Origin of the sequence: Brachybacterium sp. Marseille-Q7125 (assembly GCF_023062615.1) — a bacterium.
GTDB lineage: Bacteria > Actinomycetota > Actinomycetes > Actinomycetales > Dermabacteraceae > Brachybacterium.
This window is the reverse complement of sequence record NZ_JALLAL010000091.1, coordinates 1-4,500: the sequence shown is the minus strand read 5'-3', so window position 1 is coordinate 4,500 and position 4,500 is coordinate 1. Positions and strand designations below refer to the sequence as shown.

General features: G+C 73.2%; 2 protein-coding genes. Both read right to left on the bottom strand.

All coding sequences use genetic code 11. The annotated features are described in order from the left end of the window. Nucleotides 1-127 precede the first annotated feature (127 nt). Entirely contained in the window at nucleotides 128-1,672 is a 1,545-nt protein-coding gene (locus MU407_RS13560) for a hypothetical protein (protein ID WP_246958270.1), read from the bottom strand. A 66-nt stretch (nucleotides 1,673-1,738) separates the two neighbouring features. Further along, nucleotides 1,739-3,829: a glycoside hydrolase family 95-like protein gene (locus MU407_RS13555; RefSeq protein ID WP_246958267.1), complete on the bottom strand. Its 2,091-nt coding sequence runs from the start codon at nucleotides 3,827-3,829 to the stop codon at nucleotides 1,739-1,741. Nucleotides 3,830-4,500 lie beyond the last annotated feature (671 nt).

Here is a 4,500-nt window from a genome sequence, read left to right as displayed (position 1 = left end):
GCGCAGGCCCGGCGGAGACCCCAGCGCAGACGGCTACGTTTTCGTGCTTATTGAGCCCCGATAACCACGAAAACGTAGCCGGATTGGCTGGGGAGGGCTGGCTGGGGGAGGGAGGGCGCCTCGCGCGTCACTGATACGAGACGAACCAGGGGCGGGGCTCGACGTCGTAGGTCTCTTCGGGCGTGAACATCGGGGAGTCCTCGTCGTAGAAGTTCTTCCACGCCATGAAGATGCCCTCGGGCAGGTCCTGCTGCAGCGCGTTCCAGGTGCCCATCTTGTCCGCGCGCCCGCCGTGGCCGTCGGCGTGCAGGGTGATCGCGAGCTCGGGCCGGGAGGTGTCCACGTCCTGCCGATCGCGGATCATCGAGAGGTTGAACTGGTGGAGGATGAGCAGCTTCTGCGGCAGGGAGTTGTCGCGCGTGAGGTCCGCCAGCCACGTGACCACCTCGTTGACTTCGGCAGCGTCCACCGAGCCGATCTGCACCATGTGCTTCTGCCCGGGCTTGAGCCGCCACTCCGGATCCAGGGCGAGCCCCACATGCGGGGAAAGCAGTAGGTCCTCGTAGAGCTTCGCCTGGGTGAGGAAGTCGGTGTGGCCGGGCTGCAGATCCAGCACCACGTACACCCCGGCCTCTCCGGCGGCGTCTACCCAGGGCCGCAGGGTCTCGATGTCCAACTCGGTGGAGTAGTTGCCGTCCCCGCCGGCTGCGGCGGAGGCGACGGTGGTGATGATCTCGAAGGCCGGGATCAGCGGTTCGTCGGCGAGCCCCTCGTATTCGCCGACGAGGTCCTTGACGCGCTGGATCGACTCGTCGAGCCCCTGCTCGCCGAGGATCCCCAGGCTCGGGGTGCCCGGGGAGCCGTAGGCGGCGATCATGCGTCGGCCGGGGAAGGCGATCTGGCCGCCGCCGGGCAGCTCCGCGGTCTCCACCACCGACTGCACGGTCTGGGGCCACTCCTCCGCGGGTCCGAAGCTCTCACCGAGGGCGAGAACACCGGTGGACGGGTCATCCCCGGCCGCGTCCTTCACCGCGCCGACGCTCTCGCCGGTGGCGCGCACCTGCCCGCCTGGCACCTCCGTGACGGTGCCGCCGACGGATTCGATCACAGCGGTGGCGAGCTCTGCGGCGGAATCCTCGGCGTCGGGATCGGTGAGCAGGGTGACCGCGAGGGCCGGGGCATCCACCGCCACATCCTCCAGATCGGCCGCCGGGTCCTCCGCGGTCAGATCCAGCTCGGTGGTCTCCCGGTCGCCCGCGAGCTCGCCCAGCTCAGTGCCGGCGCCGATGACGAGGGTCTCCGCTCCCAGGCGTTCGATCTCCTCGCGGACCTTCTGGTCGGTCCCCACCAGGAGCGGGAGCCGATGGGAGGTCGCGACCGGCAGCAGCGCCTCCAGGGTGTCGGGGGTGGCGATGACGACCTGGCGGGCGGAGGCCACGAGCGCTCCGCTGAGCGCGACCGCGGCGGCGGCCGGGTCATCACCCGGCACCAGGGCCGAGGCCGGCGGCTCCGCGACGTACTCCACGGTGGCCTGCGACGATCCGCCCTTGCCGCCCTTCCCATCCGCACCGTTGTCGGTGCAGGCGGCCAGGGCTCCGGCGAGGCCGAGCGCTGCGGCGCCGCCGAAGGTGCGTCGAGTGATGATTCCCCTGCGTGCCGAGCGTGCTGCCACTGGTCCTCCTTCTCGCTGGGCCCGCCGGGGGCCGGGATGTTCGCGCGGCGGGCCGGGCACATCGTGTCAGAGACAGCGCGGCGATGCATGCAGGGCAAGCCCAACGACGTCCACGCTCACAGGCGACAGGTCGGTGAGCTCCACGTCCACGGTGCGCTCGCCGTGGCGGAGCGTGTGCACGCCGAGCGCCCCCGGCCCCAGCGCCGTGAGGGTCAGCGCGGTGATCTCGCCGTCCTGCCAGGTCATGTCCAGGGCGATGCCGGGGCGGGCGCGCAGGCCGCGCACCGTGCCGGTGGTGAGCATCGGCGCCGGGGCGGGCAGCAGCTCGATCTGCCCGCGATGGGACTGCACCAGGCACTCTGCGACCGCGGCGACGATTCCGAGGTTTCCGTCGATCTGGAACGGCGGATGGGCGGAGAACAGGTTCGGGTACAGCCCGGCCCGGTCCCGCTCGCCCTCGCGCTCCGCGGGCCTGAGGTACATCTCCAGCAGGCGCTGCACCCGGTCCGCCCGGCCCAGCCGCGCCCAGATCCCCGTCTTCCAGACGAGCGACCAGCCGGTGGCTTCATCCCCGCGCGCGAGCATGGTCGCCGTCGCCGCGGCCTCCTGCTCCGGGGTTGCGGGCACATCCCCGGGGTAGAGGAATCCCAGGTGGGAGAGGTGGCGGTGCGTCGGCTCCACCTCCGGGAGGTCGTCTGCGTGCCATTCGATCACCCGCCCATCGGCCCCGATCCGCACCTCGGCTACGCGACCCAGCGCCTCCCGGGCCGCGGTGACGACGGCGTCCTCCCCGTGGCCGGTGAGCTCCGCGGCCTCCAGCAGATGCGTGAAGGTCTCCCGCACCAGCCAGCGATCCATCCCGGAGCCCGCGGTCAGCGCCACCACATCACCCTGGGCGTCGCGGTACAGGTTCTCCGGGGAGATCGACGGGAAAGTGACCAGGTGCCCGTCGTCCCCCTCACGCAGCAGCGCGAGGGCGAAGCGGGCGGCCTCCCGCAGCGCCGGGAAGCGTTCGGCCGCGAGATCCTCCCGGGTGCGGCCGGAAAAGCGCAGGTGAGCGTCGATCTCCCGTTCCATCCACAGGCCGCCGACGGGCCACGTCGCCCACGACGCATCGCCCCGCACCGGGTCGGTGTACCCCCACGGGTCGGCGTTGTGATGCAGGGCCCACCCGTCGGCCCCGTAGAGCCGTTGCGCGGTCTCCTGTCCCTGTTCGCGCAGCATCGCCACCCACGCGGCGAAGGTCCGCGCCGCCGCGGGGAGGTGCGCGACGCCCACGCCCCAGTGGTTCATCTCGAGGTTGATGTTCGTGGTGTAGTTCGAGGACCACGGCGCCTCGAGCTGCGCGTTCCAGATCCCCTGGAGCGTCGCGGGCGGCAGGCCCTCCCGGGAGGACGCGGCGAGCAGATACCGGCCGTACGCCCACATGGTGCTCAGCAGCTCCGCCTCAGGCGAACCCGTGAGCTGCAGCGATACGGCATCCAGGTCCGGCAGCGGGGTGGCGTGGTGGCGTTCGCGCAGCTGCTGCTCCCCCCGGTCCAGGGCCGATGCGGCCTGCGCGCGAGTCTGCGCAAGGACGTCCTCGAGCGGCCGATCCGGCATGCGGCCGAGCCCCTGCCACGTGGTGCCGATCGCGCACACCACCAGCAGACGCTCCCCCTCGCGCCGCGCCCGCACCACGACGGCCGCGCGGCTCGCCCCCTCGGGGTCCCACACGATGGGCTCCTCGTCGCGGAAATCGACGGCGCGCTGATCCGAGGGGGCGCGCAGCAGCATCTCGAGGCCGTCCGGGGACTGCTCCTGCTGCTCGATCCGCAGCGGTGTGGCCAGGGTGAGACGCGGCAGCGGGGCATCGGCCGGCCAGGGCATGGCGTGGATGAGCACCTCGTCGGCGAGGCTCACCGCTGTCCACTGGGTGCCGGTCGCGGCGTGAATGGTGTGCTCGGCGCGGGCGAGGTCGAGGATTCGCTCCGCGGGGGAGGGGCCGACGGGGGTGGTGCTGGGCGTGGGGTCGACGGGCGCCGGCGCACCGTTCGCGGCCGACGGGGACTGCGCGTCCGCCGACGGTCCCGGTTCGATGAGCAGATCCCCGACCGGCAGATACGCCTGTGACCAGGAGCTGCCGAGCTCCTCGATCGCATCCTGCGCCGCCCGCACCTGCCCCGCACGGAACAGCTCCCAGGACCTGGCGATCGCATCGCGGGCCTGCTCCGCGGAGGTGTGGCGGTGCTGCGTCGGGGCCGGCGGGCCCGACCCCCGCGGCGCCCCGTTCAGGGGGGAGCGCGGGGGGGGCGGGTCGCCCCCCCCCCCCGCCCCCCCCCGCCCCCTCCCCCCGCCCCCCCCCCCGCCCCCCCGCGCTCCCCCCCCCCGCCCCCCCCCCCCCCCCCGCCCCCCCCCCCGCACCCCCCCCCCCGCGGTCCCCTCCCCCTCTCTCCTCCCCCGGTCGCTCGGCCGTCCCCCGCCCCCCCCCCCCCCGCCCCAGCCGCGCGTTCTGCCCCGCCCCCGCCGCGTGCGCCGCAGCCCCCCCGCTCCTCCCCGCCCCCCCCTTTCACTCTTCTCTCCCCTTCGCCCCCGCTCTGCTGCCCCCGCCCCTCATGCTCTCCCTCCCCCTTCCACAGTTGGCCCCCCTCGCTCTCCGCCCTGCCCCCGCGGTCCCCGCTCGCGCCGTCCACCTCCTGGTTCCCCCTTCCCCCATCCGGCTCGCCTCCCCCTGTCTCCTATTCCCCTCTGGCGCTGCCCGCCGAACCCCCTGTGTTAGGCTTCGGGGGTGGCGCGTTCATTAAAAAAAAACCACATGCAGCGATGTAGGTGGTCGTCAACGTACACCG